The organism is Chryseobacterium indologenes (assembly GCF_018362995.1).
Classification (GTDB): Bacteria; Bacteroidota; Bacteroidia; order Flavobacteriales; family Weeksellaceae; genus Chryseobacterium; species Chryseobacterium indologenes_G.
This window is the reverse complement of the sequence record NZ_CP074372.1, coordinates 822,149-835,599: the sequence shown is the minus strand read 5'-3', so window position 1 is coordinate 835,599 and position 13,451 is coordinate 822,149. Positions and strand designations below refer to the sequence as shown.

Annotated in this window: 16 protein-coding genes; 2 read left to right on the top strand and 14 right to left on the bottom strand. The window is 37.1% G+C overall.

Annotation, left to right across the window (positions count from 1 at the left end; translation table 11 throughout):
* Positions 1-7: 7 nt before the first annotated feature.
* From DYR29_RS03590 to DYR29_RS03525, 14 genes are read right to left on the bottom strand one after another with little or no spacing between them, the layout of a single operon-like run.
* On the bottom strand, positions 8-1,837 hold the full coding sequence (locus DYR29_RS03590; protein ID WP_213279329.1) for a sialate O-acetylesterase: 1,830 nt from the start codon (positions 1,835-1,837) through the stop codon (positions 8-10).
* Between the two features lie 4 nt (positions 1,838-1,841).
* A complete protein-coding gene (locus DYR29_RS03585) occupies positions 1,842-2,864 on the bottom strand; it encodes a hypothetical protein (RefSeq protein WP_213279328.1) in 1,023 nt (340 codons plus the stop codon).
* Positions 2,861-3,349: a hypothetical protein gene (locus tag DYR29_RS03580; RefSeq protein ID WP_213279327.1), complete on the bottom strand. Its 489-nt coding sequence runs from the start codon at positions 3,347-3,349 to the stop codon at positions 2,861-2,863. Before DYR29_RS03580 ends, DYR29_RS03585 begins: the two co-directional genes overlap by 4 nt.
* A 2-nt stretch (positions 3,350-3,351) precedes the next feature.
* Entirely contained in the window at positions 3,352-7,824 is a 4,473-nt protein-coding gene (locus DYR29_RS03575) for a tape measure protein (RefSeq protein WP_213279326.1), read from the bottom strand.
* Entirely contained in the window at positions 7,824-8,018 is a 195-nt protein-coding gene (locus DYR29_RS03570) for a hypothetical protein (protein WP_213279325.1), read from the bottom strand. Before DYR29_RS03570 ends, DYR29_RS03575 begins: the two co-directional genes overlap by 1 nt.
* A 17-nt stretch (positions 8,019-8,035) precedes the next feature.
* A complete protein-coding gene (locus DYR29_RS03565) occupies positions 8,036-8,488 on the bottom strand; it encodes a hypothetical protein (protein ID WP_213279324.1) in 453 nt (150 codons plus the stop codon).
* A gap of 44 nt (positions 8,489-8,532) precedes the next feature.
* On the bottom strand, positions 8,533-9,036 hold the full coding sequence (locus tag DYR29_RS03560; protein WP_213279323.1) for a hypothetical protein: 504 nt from the start codon (positions 9,034-9,036) through the stop codon (positions 8,533-8,535).
* Positions 9,037-9,044: 8 nt separating this feature from the next.
* Entirely contained in the window at positions 9,045-9,455 is a 411-nt protein-coding gene (locus DYR29_RS03555) for a hypothetical protein (protein WP_213279322.1), read from the bottom strand.
* Positions 9,452-9,868, bottom strand: coding sequence for a hypothetical protein (locus DYR29_RS03550; RefSeq protein ID WP_213279321.1), 417 nt, complete (start codon positions 9,866-9,868; stop codon positions 9,452-9,454). Before DYR29_RS03550 ends, DYR29_RS03555 begins: the two co-directional genes overlap by 4 nt.
* The gene (locus tag DYR29_RS03545) at positions 9,859-10,188 is read right to left on the bottom strand and encodes a hypothetical protein (protein WP_213279320.1); all 330 of its coding nucleotides are present in this window, start codon (positions 10,186-10,188) and stop codon (positions 9,859-9,861) included. The genes DYR29_RS03550 and DYR29_RS03545 overlap by 10 nt, the downstream gene beginning before the upstream one ends.
* Positions 10,179-10,499 (bottom strand): DUF6706 family protein, encoded by a 321-nt coding sequence (locus tag DYR29_RS03540; protein ID WP_213279319.1) that lies wholly within the window; start codon positions 10,497-10,499, stop codon positions 10,179-10,181. The genes DYR29_RS03545 and DYR29_RS03540 overlap by 10 nt, the downstream gene beginning before the upstream one ends.
* Positions 10,499-11,587, bottom strand: a complete 1,089-nt coding sequence (locus tag DYR29_RS03535; protein ID WP_213279318.1) for a major capsid protein — start codon at positions 11,585-11,587, stop codon at positions 10,499-10,501. The genes DYR29_RS03540 and DYR29_RS03535 overlap by 1 nt, the downstream gene beginning before the upstream one ends.
* An 18-nt stretch (positions 11,588-11,605) precedes the next feature.
* Positions 11,606-11,977, bottom strand: a complete 372-nt coding sequence (locus DYR29_RS03530) for a hypothetical protein (RefSeq protein ID WP_213279317.1) — start codon at positions 11,975-11,977, stop codon at positions 11,606-11,608.
* Positions 11,955-12,635: a hypothetical protein gene (locus tag DYR29_RS03525; RefSeq protein ID WP_213279316.1), complete on the bottom strand. Its 681-nt coding sequence runs from the start codon at positions 12,633-12,635 to the stop codon at positions 11,955-11,957. Before DYR29_RS03525 ends, DYR29_RS03530 begins: the two co-directional genes overlap by 23 nt.
* A 120-nt stretch (positions 12,636-12,755) precedes the next feature.
* On the opposite strand from DYR29_RS03525, the gene DYR29_RS03520 reads away from it, so the two are divergent.
* Positions 12,756-13,022 (top strand): hypothetical protein, encoded by a 267-nt coding sequence (locus DYR29_RS03520; RefSeq protein WP_213279315.1) that lies wholly within the window; start codon positions 12,756-12,758, stop codon positions 13,020-13,022.
* 167 nt (positions 13,023-13,189) lie between these two features.
* Positions 13,190-13,447, top strand: coding sequence for a hypothetical protein (locus DYR29_RS03515; protein WP_213279314.1), 258 nt, complete (start codon positions 13,190-13,192; stop codon positions 13,445-13,447).
* The last annotated feature ends 4 nt before the right edge of the window (positions 13,448-13,451 follow it).

The following is a 13,451-nucleotide window of genomic DNA, read 5'->3' as shown; positions in this document are numbered from 1 at the left end:
ATATAAATTATTTATTCCAGTACGCTTTTGTGTCCAAATCAGCATAATTAAAACTATCTGTTGATAATAAAACTGTTCCGGCCTTTAATCCTAAATTAATTTGTCCAGTTGTGTTAAGATGGATATTATCTCCATTGAAATTATTTGTATAAGGAACTAATACGGCTAGTTTATTTCCTGAAACATATTCAGTTTTCGCATCGGCAACTCCTTGTCCATAATTCGCAGAATTTGAAGGAATTTGAGTAATTATTAATTTTCCTTTTGAGTCAATAAACTTATCATTAATCCTATCGACAATTAGCGCAGTCAATTGATCCTTATAATAAGCTTTAGTTTGTGCCATGTCTCCTTCACCCTGAACCCAAACAAATCCTATTTCGGATACAACAATACCCCGATCTTTTAACCATTGATCGGCCTTTGTTTTTCTATTTACTTTTTCTGTATAATAGGTTGTTCCTTTTTGAAAATATGAAATAGGTTTACCGTCACCGACGTTTTTATCAATGTATAGATTTCCAAAATTATGTGTCTGTAGCCACGCTAAAGCAATTCCAACCTCCGGACCAAATGAAGATGCTGTTGGTGTTCCTCCAGATGCTATATAAAATGGGTCCCATGAAGCCATGTTGTTAACCCCGATCTTTATATTCTCGTACTGATCAGTTTTAGGATTCCAAATAAATACTCTAGAAAAATCTATAGACCAGTTAAACAATGCAGTATTGTATGGTGGAGAAGATAAACCCGAAGATAGTCCTACCCCTAAAGCATTTGATTGTCCTTCTATAGTTATTCTTGCATGGCTAGAGGCAGAACCGGTACCGTCAATAATTTTTTTAAAATCGGATGTCCCAATTTTTACAATTTCCTGTAGATTATCTAACGGGTACTGAACCGTACCTTGTGCAACTGTTTCAAAATAATAAGCGATATAACCAGAATTGATATTGGCAATTGTACTACCTGAAGCATCAAAATATTTATTGCTTCCTCCATCTGTATATCCAATTGATCCAGATAGATTTTTAATCGCAATCATATCTCCAGCAACCCCGTTAACATCAATATCGACCGTATTTACTCCTACCGTAAGTGCTACTGTAGTTATTAGCGTCCTTGTCAGACTATTGCCTACAACAGGATTAGATCCGGCATTGACTTTATAAATTTCAAAATTTCCTGCAACAGGCGGCTTAATTGTAACTCTTCCAATCTTTCCTGGTTGTGTAAGTGGAGAAAGATTACATACTAACGAAGGAGAGCTAGAGGAAGCAGTGTTATTTACGTCCCAGCCAAATTTAGAATAAGTGCTTCCAGGGCTTTCCAGCGCTTTTTTAACTAATTTATCCGAGGAATCATAAGTTGCCTTCATTACCGAAGGTTCTTCATTGTTTGCAGGATCAAATATCGTTTGGGCTGTAAGTCCTGGAATGTCTATTGTATCTTTTTTGGACACTCCGTTTGTTACGTTAATGTAAGCAAGCTTCTTATCTAAATCCGGTGCAGAAATAACAATAGGCTGGTTAGATGCATCTTTAAAATTCGTATAAGTTCCTGCTGTTTTAACCTCCCATTTCTCATATAAGCCTTTGGGATATGATGTTGGATCGTATGGCGTTGGTGAACTTGATGGAGTCGCCTCTCCTTTTACAGCAGACGTTGAAATCTTGTCAATTTTTTCCTCAACCTCTGTCTGCCAAACTTCCAACTGCTCTTTAGACTTGGTATTTCCTACTAAACCATCTTTATCGATTGTTGCTAAATTCTCAGGTGGAATAGTATCACTTACATTGATTGTGACCTGCTGCGCATTTACTGTATTTACTCCCATTTTTTTATATTTTTTCCCAAATTATTTCGGCTGGAGTCTGAAGGTTTTTCATATCTTCAATATTGCCAGCGATTATTATTATTTTCTCTTTTCCTAACATGTTTTGCCACTCTCCTACGACCTCAGCGGTTTCAATTCTAGGGATACTGTAAACTATTCCCGCAACCTCATTTCCATCTGAATCCAAAACTTTATAAATGAATTTCCCGTAGTCCGGCATATTAACTTCCTGAATTACTGATATTGTATTTTTACCCGTAACGCCTTCATAAATCGCACTTATTGCCACGGCTTCATATGTATTGTTAGGCTTTCTACCGATTACGTACAGTTTTATGTTTTTCGGAGTTTGTATAGTTACTTCAACGGAGAATTGATAAGCGTTAGATTTTTCTGGAACTGGGTATACCTCAAAATATAGATCATTCACACCGCTTACACTTACAAGCGATAAACCGGAATTCTCATATGACGGTACTGAATAGTCTTTTGTAAGGCTAACATTCCCCCGACCGGTTTGCTTGGTGCCGTCTCCGAAGAAGATCCCTGTTTCTGAATCAATCTCGTAAGAAAGCTTAAAGGTGTCCAGTGTTGTTTTAAGAACTCTTTTTATTGGATTTGGCTCGATGAACTTCAACGAGAAAGTAGCAAACATTTCTCCGTCTGAGAATTGTTTTTCCGGCTTTACCTCATCTTTCATATACACCTCATATGGAAGCGTTTTAAATCCAAATGGCTCTATGTGTATTCTCTGTGTACCAGGCCTTGAAAACTCACCAATCACAAATACCATGAAAGAGTTGAAAAGCTCTTCCCAATTATTTCCCCGGATGAAACACTTCAATTCTATAGTTCTTTCTTTGAATTTAGGCTTTCGGAGATCCGGAGCAATACCATGATATTCTGCCCAATCATATTGAGTGATATTTTTTGACTCCAATAAACCGACAAGACCAACCGAATCCGAAACATAAACTCCGAAATCCTTAAAGCTCTTACCGTTTAAAGAATATTTTACTTCACTCATTTTTTGAAACTTGTTTTTGTGATTCTTACATCTCCTGTGCTTTTTATTTTTCCACCGTACTGAAAGACTTTTACTTTTGCATTTTCGATACAGTTAATATCAACCTCTGCATTATCTAGGATATTAATTATTAGAATTGCGTTTTCTGCTGCTGTAATCTTTGCTTTTGTACTGTGTCTCAAAACCAACTGAGAGACAGAAAAGCCATTGTAGATCATCTGAATATTTGAATCTCCAAAAAAGGCTGCTTTTGCAATATTGTTCGGCATTCCCTTATAATCCGTAAAGATTCCGTACACCTCACTCTTTCCCCGGAACTTTCTCAGAATCTCCAACTTGGGAAAGTCATACTCCATAGACCAATCATCACCATCAAAGTACATGGAACAGAGGTTTTTGATCGACAAATCAGAACTCATTCTAACATCGCATTTGCGGGAAAGTCCAATCTTTTTTGCTTCGGTATATATTTCTTGTAGATTCATGATTATGGAATGCCGGCAAGACCGGGTTTGATTTTATTGTTTAATTCAGCCATATCTTTTCTGATCTGTATTAAATTACTCGTGTTACTTTCAATCTTGGATAGAAGGACCGTTTGTGCATTGGCTACAGTCTGATTTCCTTTCATTATTTTTAATACTTCTGAAATATTTATTCTTACAGCATTGAATTGCCCTTCCAATGCTCCCGCTGTCTTTTCAGTAATTCCTTTGATATCACCTTTAAGACCTTGGGCATTTTCTGCAGACTGACCGAAAAGATCCTGATATTGCTTAAGGGCTTCCATGTATTTCTTCATGGCATCCTCTCCCATTGCTTTTATCTTATCTCTTTCTTCCTGAGTTAATCCATCAAAGCTTCCGTTAGAATATATTTCAGTTAATTGTTGTTGTAATAATTTCAACTTTTCTAACTGTTCTTTCTGAATATCCTTTAAAAACAGACTTTCTTGAAATCCCGCCGTTTTGAGCTTTTCTTCAATTTCTTTTAGTTTATTTTCAACAGCTGATATCTCTGATTGAACAGCAGATGTGTTGGAATTGCCAAATCCCATCGAAGAATATAGTTGATCAACCATATTCTGTACAGCCGGCTCAAGGATTTTAACCTTCAAAGCATTCTGAACAGCATTTCGCATAACGTCATCAACTACCTTGTCAAAAGCTTTTGCAGCATCTTCACCTTGCCCAAATGCTTCGGTTAATGCATCTGCTAATTTTTTTGATAGATCCTTAAATTCAACCGTAGTAACAGTCTGTTTAAAAGTATAGACCAATTCCTCAACCTGAGCGCTTATATCTCTTATTTGATTGCTGTAATTATCTACTTTATCGACATCTGGATTCTTTTTTTCAGATTCCTTAGTACGCATATCAATAAGTAACTGCTGTTGTTTTTTAAGATTGGCAATTAACTCACTATATTTTTTTATTGATGCCTCTCCTGCCGTTTTTTCAATTTCTTTATTAAGCTGCTCATATAAAAATTTAAGGTTTTCAATATCCTTCTGCCATCCTTTTATAACTGCTTCTTTTTGATTATCACCATTCATTATTTTGGATAATGATCCAACAATTTGAATAATCCCGGTGATCATTTGGCCTTTGTTGCCGTAAAATCCCTTAAATGCATTGTAAACGCCCTCTACAAGTTGCTCAACATCACTTATTGTTGTTCTAAGCTCTTCTGACATTCCACCGATAGCACTTGTTATCCCTGAAAAATAACTTGTCATTTTTTTTGAGGCATCAAACGAGGCATCAACAATTTCTTCAAAGGTGATTTTGGTTTCATCTAATTTTTGCTGATAAGCATCACTTCCTTTCCCAGATTCCTTTTCAATTTTATTTAATTCATCTCTTTTCGTTTTATACTTATCTACTGCAATACCAATAGCTTCAAAGGGATTTCGATTTCGTGAAGTTTCATCTAGCTTTTCATAGACTTCCATTAATGCTTTCATTTCTGGAATACCTAATTTTTGACCAGCTTCAGATTCAATGAAAGCTTTAAATTGCTCACGGATCTTTTTTAAAGCACGTGGCCCCACTTTTTCAAGATCTCCGAAAGCCTTAACATATGCATCAGTCTTTTGGAACATTTCCCATGACAGGGAGGAAATTTCTTTAGCTTGATCTTTGTTGGTTTCTTTAGTAAGTCTTGATTTTTCTTCGTCAGAAGCACGGGATTCCAGAATTCGTTTTCTTAGTTCATTATATTTTGATTCTATTTCTAATTTCCTTTGCTCAAAAGTCTCTTTATCTTTTATGAATGTGTTCTGGAAATCTTTTTGCTTTTGTAGTTCGTCTTGTTGCGCTTTAGTGATAGCAATATTTTTTGCATTTTTTTCATCTCCAGTTGTGCCTTCTAAATTGGCTTTTTTGAATTTTTCCAACTTATCAATCAACTCGTTTCCTGAAAACTTCGCTTTTAAATCGTCAATTTGCTTGTTTACGTTTTCAATGAAAGTTTCTGACTGAGTGTAGTCAGACAATACACCCTGTAGTTTAACCAAATTCTCCGCTGAGTCTTTTCCTTTTAATTTTTCTAATGCAGTACCGGTCTCATTTAGATATTGAAGGAAAGATTTATCTTTCACAGCAGGGAACATTTCATCAACCACTTCTTTGCTGTAGCCAGACTTCAATAATTTATCACGGACTTCAATTTGACGTTTTGTCTCAGCAATTGTTTCCTCAAAGTTTTTATACTGAACAGCTTTTAGTTTTGAGTCTAATTCTTCATACCTTTTGCCAGCTTCTTCCAGGGTAATAATTTCACCAGTTAAATATGGATTTCCTTTTTTGTCTTTATCTTTGCCATATTTATCCAACTTTCTTATTTTAACCATCCCATTTTCAACAAGATCCATTGCCTCTTTAAGAAGTTGCATTTGTTGCTGAATTTGTTTTGGAGAGCCAAAAGGAAGAATTTCAGCTAACTGCTTATTGTCTTTTTTGTCTTTTTTAGGATTTAGAGCATCTAATTTAGCCTGCCATTTGGCAATTTCAACGTTGATTGCCCTTGCCGCCGCTGGTGTTAAGGCTTTTTTATAAGCATCCTTTAATTCTGAAATTTTAGCTTCAATTTGTTCAACATAACCTAATGATGCAGACTTTTCTTCATCATCTTTAACAACTTCAGGTTTAAAGCCAGATAGTTTATACTCAAGCTTTTCAAGCTCTTTATTGTACAATGCAATCTGTTCCCCATTATCTTTATTAAGTCTTATTCTTTCTTTAAGGAAGGCTACTCTTTTTTCATCTTGTGCGATCTCAGCATTATTATTTCGTATGATAGTATTTGAAATAGAGCCTTTTTCATTGGCAATATCCTGCTGTTCTCTCCACTTCTTAGCCAGTTCATCTCGCTTCTTTTCTGCAGCAGTAGCCTTTCGCAAAAGATCTAAACTAGCCTTTCCAGCTTTTTCAGCTGCATCTGAGAGTTTTCTCCATTTTTTTGCTTCAGCATCTGCGTCCATGACCTGTGTCTTTAAAGCACCGGCTTTAAATTGTTCCTCAAAAGATTCTTCCAGATATTTTCTGGCCGCAGCTGCTTTAGCTTGTGCCATTGCGAAAGCATCTATTTTACCTACTACATAATCCATTGCCTCACCAAGCTTACGAGTCGCTTGATATTGAGCGTCGAGAGTTCCTCTAAATGTTGGGTCTATTGCAATTAATCGTTCGTATGCCTGCTTTCTTTGATCTAAGGAAGAATTCTCATTACGAATAATGTTGATTAATTCTGTTATGTTTGCTTTTGTTTGTGAGACACCTTTACCAAAGCTGTTATTATATGATGACATTACAGCTTCTTGTGCTTTTTGTGCTGTAGTTTGCTTTTCTATTATGCCTATCAGCTCACCAATTTCATTTCTGTAGTTATACGTTATAGCAATCAATGCTGCTATGAGAGTGGCAAGTAATACGTACGGATTCTTAAGGGAAGCAGCGTTTAAAGCTTCCTGAGCGACAGTAGCACCCCGAATCATCTTTATAAGATTCGCAAAGCCTTGGATAATTGCTGTTGAAGCAAGATTTCCCTGAAGAATACTTGTAACGATTAATGCAGCTCGATATGCACCATAGATTTCAACAAGTGTCATTATCGCCTTACCTACATCTTGATAGTGTTCAACTAAATAGGTTAAGCCTTGAATACCATCGGAAAGTACTCCTTCTTGACTTTCTCCAATTTTATTTAGCATTTGATCCCAGGTATCACCTAAATTGGAAATTTGTCCGGATAGAGACTTGGATTGCTTTTCCATTAGATTGAAAAACATCCCACCCTCATTCGTCATAGAGAATAGAACATCTTTCACGTCTTTGAATCCAATCTTACCGGCGGAAACCATTGCGGAGATTTCAGAGGTTGTTTTTCCGAATTTTTTAGCTAATTCTGCAACCATTGGAATACCAGCTTCAGTAAATTGTCTTAGGTCATCACCCATCAATTTACCTTTTGCTTTCACTTGACCATAAACAAGATTGATTCTAGCTAAAGGAACGGATAATCCTGCTGCAATATTACCAAGTCTTGTTAAGGTATCTACAACTTGATTTGCTGGGATTTGAAAAGCCAATAATTGTTTTGCTCCAGAGGAAACATCTTGTAATGAGAACGGCGTTTTTGCTGCTAGATCGACCATTTGCCCCATTAAGGCTTGTGCTTTTCCAGCATCACCAAGCATTGTAGCAAATGCTATCTCAGTCTTTTGGAATTCTCCCCTTACATTAATCAGTTCAGTAACGAATTGTTTAATCGCACTTACAGAGAAATATCCAGCAATCCCAGCAAATACATTTTTAAAAGCAGAATCCATATTCTGGGTTGCCTGAACAGTAGTTTGACTTAGTCCTAAAATATCTCTTCTCATAGAGTCGATATCTCTACGAAACTGAGTGGTGTCTATTCCTGCTCCAAAATATAAGGCTCCGTTATTGGTATTCATTACTTATTAAATAGCTTGTTTAGGAAATCTTCTGAAGTCTGTTCAGACAGATTAATGGAAGTTTTGTTGGCTGTTTTTTCGTCTTTCGACTCGTATTTAGGGGCGTCAATGAGCATTCGCTGTACTATTCGCCAGTCTATTTCCCAAAGCAGATAATCTAAAGTCCATCCGAAGTGGTGGCATATTTGCCCCATAGCTCCGTATATTGTTTTTAGACCGCTTTCTCTATCGGCATCGCTTTGGTCGGACGGTTCCCGTTCATTAATACCGTAGAGGTCATAAAATTTTGATAGTTTGAGAATTTCAATAGTTCGAGCGAGAATTTCATTATCTCTTCGCTATTAAGAGAGTTTAGAAAATGCCATTTAAGAAGCCATTTAGGAAGTTTACTTTCAACTGCAATTGCAACGGCTTCAGCTAATAATTCTGCATTATCTCGAACTGCTTCATATTGTGCCGGAAGCTGGACCGAAAGATCACTATTTGAAAGAGCTTCTTCATCTACTTTGATTTTGATGGAAATTGCTGCTATTTTCAGCATCTTCCCCATGGAAAGTCTACCAATTCGCCACTCTCTTTTTTTACCAAACAACAATGTTTCAAAGCTGAATCCTTGACCGGTCAATAATTCTAATTCCTCCTTCTCTAATTCAATGTTTTCCATATGAATGTTTATTTAAAAAGCCTACCCTCAGATAGGCTTTTCAGTTATACCGTAAATGCAATCAGTGGAGCAACTCCTGCTTTCTTAGGCTGTAATACCGTTGCGGATATTTCCACTCCCAGTAATGCAGCTCTTCCAATATTAGAAGAAAGTTTCGCAGTAATTTTTGCTCTTGGAATTTTGAGTCCAATACCTTGTTCCGGTGTAAACTTCAAAGATTTCTCTATTGTTGGTGTTTTTGATGGGAAATTGAAAACTTCGTCTGCTCCAGTTCCTGACTTTGTCCCTCCGAATGCTTCAACGAATGTATCAAGGTCTGGATCTGCTACTTTAAACACAACTGTTTTTTTTCCATCTGTTGACTGAATATGAATAGGTGTTGAGAGCTCCTCAACTTTGAATTCAGTTTCTGTGGGATCATCCCAATTGATCTGTGCGGAACCTTCTTCAGTATAGCCCAGTGGGGCTAAGGTGGTTCCCATATCTCCATCGGCTGCGATTGCACCAATTGCAATCTCTGCAACCCCGATATTAATTTGTCCTGCCATTGTTTTTATTATTTGTTGTTATATGCTTTTAAATTGATTCTGAAATTGATGTAATTCGCTTTCTCTACCTCTTCCTCAAAGGTTTTGTGACTTTCCACTGTAAGGTTGAATTGAGGCCGGAAAATGTTCTGAAACACGGGGCTTACTGCCTGAGCAATTATTAACTGCCTATTGTTGTCTGGCATATATTGAGTTATCCCATTAAGACTTACCGATAGCATGGGAACATAGCAATTCACATTGAAGACACCATCTTGTAAGAATGAATTATCCATTGAAATATCATTGATGACTATATCTTCTTTCTTGCTTCCGGATGGTCTTTTGTCTTTGTAGATATTCCCGGAAATCACAGATCTGATATTTGACTGTGTAAGCAGTTCAAAAATCCACTGTTTTGCTTCTAAAACCGTCTTCATTGCTTCAGTTGATTTATCATTTGTGGAATTGCTCTTTTAGCGAATTGCTCAGCCGACGTAAGAACATCAAGACCTCTACTTTCCACCTTCGCAGCGTAATCCATTCCATTAACTACAACTAGACTTATCATACCTCTTGAACTATTGGAAACCTGTAATGCTAATACTCTTGCTTTTGTTGCTCCATTACCTGAAAGAAAACCTTCAGCTTTGATCACACCATCAATCATTAAGAGAAACCCGTTTGCATTCCTAAGATCTCCGGAAACATCTCTATAGTTTCCATTGGCTCTTGCTGCAGCTGCTATTACACGACCTGCATCAGATAGTATCTGAACCATTTTTGCCTCTAGCTCCAACATTGCATGTAGAATCTGTCTTTCAAATCCGGAGCTGTCCAGTGTTAAACCCATAATCTTGCGTGTAGTTGTTCTTTTTTGAATAGCTTATTGTCCCCTTCCAGCCTTGTATTTCCGTCTTTGTCCAATACTCTGACCCTTGCCCCCAATTCAACAGATGGGCTGTTTTTTGACATATAAATGACCGCTCCAAAGACATATGTTTCTCCATCTGTGGTCACGATTCTATTTCCTCCCCCGTTTCCTTCGTCTCTACACTTAGAAATAGTTATCCATTCTTCAGATCCAGGAATCCAGCTACCATTGTCAGGATCCTGTTGAGCTTCTGTCTTTTTGAATACCTTCAGCGTGTATGGAAATTGCTTTATGCCCATTTTGAAGTGATATCTGTAATTGTATTTTCTGAGAGCAAATCAGGTTTACCGAGCTTGCGTGCAACCATTGAGTAGTATTTCAAGAGAGCGGTTTTATCATAGGAGATAGAATAACCACCCTCAGAAATACTGGAAGGCATATTAATGAGATCGGGGATTACGTTATAAAAGAAATTATCAAGGTTTGTTTCATTCGTTATGGTTTCGGATGGGTTAAGGTTCACGCGAGCCAATTCAGCCGCAACCATTCCATCGGAATACTCAACCGACCAAAGAGAAAATTTTTCTTGTATGTACTCCCCGATAGTCATTATGCTAATTTTGTTTTCAGAATTAGAGATTTTTTCACGTCATTGAATACCGGAATAGCAAAGGCAGTTCCTTTCGTTGACATAATCTGTGGATCTTCCGTCCCCCATGTTTTAACAAGTAGGAAATCGTCTTTTACCTCTTTTGAGATTTCAATTCCTGTCTTGATATTAAACTCGTCAGATACAGTGTATTTCGTAACACCAATGATTGGTGAAATTGTCAATGTAATGTTTCCCTGTGCCCATCCGGAAACAGCGGTTCTAACTCCTGCTTTACTTTCAGTTTGAACAAATGAGTCCCAAACTTTAAATACAGGAAGTCCTTTAGCTGATAACTCAGCATTTAGCTGTGCAAGAGTAACCGAAGGAAGTACGGTTCCAGGAGTTACCGGAATACCCAATACAAACATCTTTGTATTCTGATTTCTTAAGACCTTATTCAGTGTGTCTGTTTCCAGGGTTACAGACATGTAGCGATTACCGGTTTTCCTTGCTTCATCTTGCAATGCTTGGATTTCCTCTATCGGATCTGCTGTAGCATCTGCAAACCAGTCTTTTTGTGCATTCTGGACAGCAACGCCATAGTCAAGAGAAATGTTTTTAACACCTTCGTTATTTGCTACTGTTGTAGTTACTTTTCCAGTGGATGCTAATTGCTTTGCTTCAAACTCCAAACGTGCATTAATACCATCGATTACGAAAGGAACATCATCATAGATCATATTGATCATTTGGTTCTTAACAGATGAGTTATTAGGATATGCCATTGCAGCAGTTCTTAATTCTCTGATCTTGAACATATCATATTCGTCCTTATCTCTGGCGATTTCCTTTTTAGTGATCTGTCCCATTGACTTCTCTACGAAATCACGGCCTTTTCTGATTGCTCTTGACCCTAAAGCAACAACATCAGCCATTACTTTTGCTCCTGCTGCCTTTTCAAGCATCGTGTAATCAAGTCCAGTGTTGAATTCAAGCGGGAAAAATTCTCTATAATAAAGTGCCCCTAAAGGATATGCCTGTACAATTGCTTTCCAATCATCGGTTTTGAACTCCTGTACTACATTTTGTGCATTAATTTCTGCCATTGTTTTGTGTTTTTAATGTTAGTAAGTAGTGATTCTTGGTAGTACGGCTTTTAAAAAATCAACACCAGCTGCTTCTTTATCCGGAAGAGCTTCTAATCTTGCAGTCGCGGCAATTGCAACAGCAACTAGCGGGAAATCGTCAATAACGATATCGTGAGTAGTCAGCCCGATAGCATTTTTCACGTTTGTAGCGGTGAAATCAGCATTTACTACATTGAACATTCCATTTGACCCTGGAACTAGAAGAGTTCCAGCTGGAAGAACACCGTTTGTAAACCTTGCGGACGCAGATGTTTTATCTACATGAACTCCGCCCGGATAATGAGCCGTGATTTCATCAAAAACCACCTTTTGAAATCCTGCTGGACTAGGCTTTTGTATTTGTTTCATTATTGTAGTTGGTTTTAATGAATGCTTGAACATCGGCTGAAACATCTCCTTCTTTTGCAACTTCTCCGAACAACGGCTTTACTGAAGAACCTAAAGCGCTATTGGCTACCGATTGCTCATAAGCGTCTGATTTGGCTTTCAAATCGATTGCAAAAGCAGCGATTTCCTCATCATTTTGAAATGATCTTTCAGTTGGTGATTGTGGGAGAAGATCCAAGTAAGATTTAGATACTTTTAGCTCGTCTAGTTTTGATTGCAGTTTTTGAGCATTGGTTTGCTGCGCTTCCTTCTGTTGCATAGCTGTAAGACTTTCAGCAAGCGTTTTGTTGCTTTCGATCATAGCTTTTGCCCATGCTGGAATTTCGTCGCCCGTTGGTGTCGGTTTCGGATCTTCAGGTTTTGGATCGGTAGGTTCAGGCTTTGGATCTGCCCCTTTTCCTTTTTCCAACTCTTCGATCTTCTTTGCCAACGTTCTGTTTTGGTCAGCGAATGACTGGAATATTGCCAGATCATCTTCAACCCCTGCTACTGCATCTGCGATTTCTTCCTCTGTTTTAACCGCCTTTTCAATTTGCTTTGCTTTGGCTTTTAAAATTGTTTCACTTAACCCCAGATTTGCATATTTGGTTTTAAGTTCTTTTAGGATTTTTTCAAACATTACTTAGATTTAATTATTATGTTCAAAAGTACTTAAGTCACTATTGCATAACAATAAGTAATATTGTAATTTAGCATAGTTATATAAAGTATTACTTTAATAAACCGTTTTAATTACCATATGAATGAATTGCTGAATAAAAGAATGGCAGATATGACGCTCCGGGATGTTATGGAAGCGTCTCACCTGGTAGAATTATCAAAGTCAATATCTCTGACTTTAGATCAGTTTTGCCAGATAATAGGAAAGCCTAGAAGACGTGTTTACTCCTTAATTGATAATAAAATTTTGCCTGAAGAATTGATTATAGGAGGTTATGAAAATAGAAAACAGAAAACTAAACTAATGTTCCACACTCATAAGGTAATTGAGTGGCTTAAAAAATAAAAGACGATGAAAGAAATATTTAACTGCATAATGCAAGGATTAATTGTTACAATTACAGGCTGTCTTACAATTATATTGATAATCCTAACTATATGCGTTGTTGCATACTTTTATGACCTGATACGTTCAATTTTCATAGACATTAAAACCGAAAATAAAACCAAATTATGAGCAACTTTAATTTCTACAACTTCCTAGAAGAAAACGGATATCAAAAAGAGACTATCCGGGAAGCAAACGGAATAACTTTCTGTACCAACTACCAGAAAGAACTTACAGAGAATATTTGGAACTCTCTGACGGTCCACAAGGACAAAACAATTACAGGCACATCACCAAAGAACGGAATAGTATTTAAACAGATTCCTCAGCCAGAACAGAAAGATGATGCGGATTTTCTTCTAAATAAAATTGAATATTTTTAACTTA

What these genes read in the sequence shown, in the direction of transcription:
- DYR29_RS03550 (WP_213279321.1), bottom strand. Translation starts at nt 9,868, where the DNA reads ATGGGTTTAACACTGGACAGCTCCGGATTTGAAAGACAGATTCTACAT.
- DYR29_RS03555 (WP_213279322.1), bottom strand. Translation starts at nt 9,455, where the DNA reads ATGAAGACGGTTTTAGAAGCAAAACAGTGGATTTTTGAACTGCTTACA.
- DYR29_RS03540 (WP_213279319.1), bottom strand. Translation starts at nt 10,499, where the DNA reads ATGACTATCGGGGAGTACATACAAGAAAAATTTTCTCTTTGGTCGGTT.
- DYR29_RS03580 (WP_213279327.1), bottom strand. Translation starts at nt 3,349, where the DNA reads ATGAATCTACAAGAAATATATACCGAAGCAAAAAAGATTGGACTTTCC.
- DYR29_RS03575 (WP_213279326.1), bottom strand. Translation starts at nt 7,824, where the DNA reads ATGAATACCAATAACGGAGCCTTATATTTTGGAGCAGGAATAGACACC.
- DYR29_RS03515 (WP_213279314.1), top strand. Translation starts at nt 13,190, where the DNA reads ATGAGCAACTTTAATTTCTACAACTTCCTAGAAGAAAACGGATATCAA.
- DYR29_RS03535 (WP_213279318.1), bottom strand. Translation starts at nt 11,587, where the DNA reads ATGGCAGAAATTAATGCACAAAATGTAGTACAGGAGTTCAAAACCGAT.
- DYR29_RS03570 (WP_213279325.1), bottom strand. Translation starts at nt 8,018, where the DNA reads ATGGGGCAAATATGCCACCACTTCGGATGGACTTTAGATTATCTGCTT.
- DYR29_RS03585 (WP_213279328.1), bottom strand. Translation starts at nt 2,864, where the DNA reads ATGAGTGAAGTAAAATATTCTTTAAACGGTAAGAGCTTTAAGGATTTC.
- DYR29_RS03545 (WP_213279320.1), bottom strand. Translation starts at nt 10,188, where the DNA reads ATGGGCATAAAGCAATTTCCATACACGCTGAAGGTATTCAAAAAGACA.
- DYR29_RS03590 (WP_213279329.1), bottom strand. Translation starts at nt 1,837, where the DNA reads ATGGGAGTAAATACAGTAAATGCGCAGCAGGTCACAATCAATGTAAGT.
- DYR29_RS03525 (WP_213279316.1), bottom strand. Translation starts at nt 12,635, where the DNA reads ATGTTTGAAAAAATCCTAAAAGAACTTAAAACCAAATATGCAAATCTG.
- DYR29_RS03530 (WP_213279317.1), bottom strand. Translation starts at nt 11,977, where the DNA reads ATGAAACAAATACAAAAGCCTAGTCCAGCAGGATTTCAAAAGGTGGTT.
- DYR29_RS03520 (WP_213279315.1), top strand. Translation starts at nt 12,756, where the DNA reads ATGAATGAATTGCTGAATAAAAGAATGGCAGATATGACGCTCCGGGAT.
- DYR29_RS03565 (WP_213279324.1), bottom strand. Translation starts at nt 8,488, where the DNA reads ATGGAAAACATTGAATTAGAGAAGGAGGAATTAGAATTATTGACCGGT.
- DYR29_RS03560 (WP_213279323.1), bottom strand. Translation starts at nt 9,036, where the DNA reads ATGGCAGGACAAATTAATATCGGGGTTGCAGAGATTGCAATTGGTGCA.